Below are 894 nucleotides of genomic sequence, written 5' to 3' on the forward strand. Positions count from 1 at the left end.
AAGAACTTCACCTGAGTGAAGGAACAGTGAGAAATTATGTTTCTCAAATTTTCAGTCAGTTAGATGTTCGCGATCGAGTTCAGGCTGTGCTGTGGGTACAACAACATTTGCTCGACTAATATCTTGCTCGATGGGATGAAATGAAAGTGAGTATGGTAGTAAAGATGAAGTCAAACAGAGTCTATTTTGGTTGAAGCAAATGCGAATCATCTTATATAGCAAGCCCGGTTGTCATTTGTGTGAGGGTTTGCAGGAAAAACTAGAACAGATACAAAACCTCAAGTTTGAGCTAGAAATCCGGGATATTACAACTCGTGAAGATTGGTTTCAAGCTTACCAATACGAGGTGCCAGTGCTTTTTTTAGCAAACCCCAGAACTACAGAAGGCGCAGAGGAGAAAAAGGACCTACCCTTACCTCGTCCTTCTCCTAGGGCAACAGTACAACAATTGGAGAATATGCTTCAGAAGTATTTATAACTTAGGTGTAAGCGAATATACTAGACCCCAAACCGCTCTTTGTCGTTTCAATTTCTTCTTACCCAGAGAGCGACACGGTGTTATTTTTACATTAAAAAGCGCTTGAGATTTTTTTTAGATCAAGCGCTTTTTTATATAATTGTATACCAATTCACTTTTTTGTGCAACATTTGAAACTCGCAACACTCTGCTGGTGAGACAAATTGCGAAGATAACTTGTGGCAAACATATGGTGAAGTGGTATCACTCCTTGCATTAATAAAGATTAAACTCATACCATGAAACGCGGAATTAGATGAGTGACAGTTTATCAACTGACCCTAGTAGATGAGTTGTTAGTTTTCAATTATTACGGGAATTACTTACGATACTTTTTTTAACCTAAAAGTCAAGATAAGTATGAAACCGTATAAGTA

The 894-nt window shown here is 38.0% G+C and carries 2 protein-coding genes; both read left to right on the top strand.

What is annotated here, in order from left to right; translation table 11 throughout:
• Nucleotides 1-11 precede the first annotated feature (11 nt).
• Nucleotides 12-119 (top strand): LuxR C-terminal-related transcriptional regulator, encoded by a 108-nt coding sequence (locus DP116_RS28355; protein ID WP_246275849.1) that lies wholly within the window; start codon nucleotides 12-14, stop codon nucleotides 117-119.
• 80 nt (nucleotides 120-199) lie between these two features.
• Complete coding sequence (locus DP116_RS28360) at nucleotides 200-478, top strand: glutaredoxin family protein (RefSeq protein WP_169158266.1); 279 nt, start codon at nucleotides 200-202, stop codon at nucleotides 476-478.
• Nucleotides 479-894: the final 416 nt, after the last annotated feature.

Origin of the sequence: Brasilonema bromeliae SPC951 (assembly GCF_012912135.1) — a bacterium.
Lineage (GTDB): Bacteria > Cyanobacteriota > Cyanobacteriia > Cyanobacteriales > Nostocaceae > Brasilonema > Brasilonema bromeliae.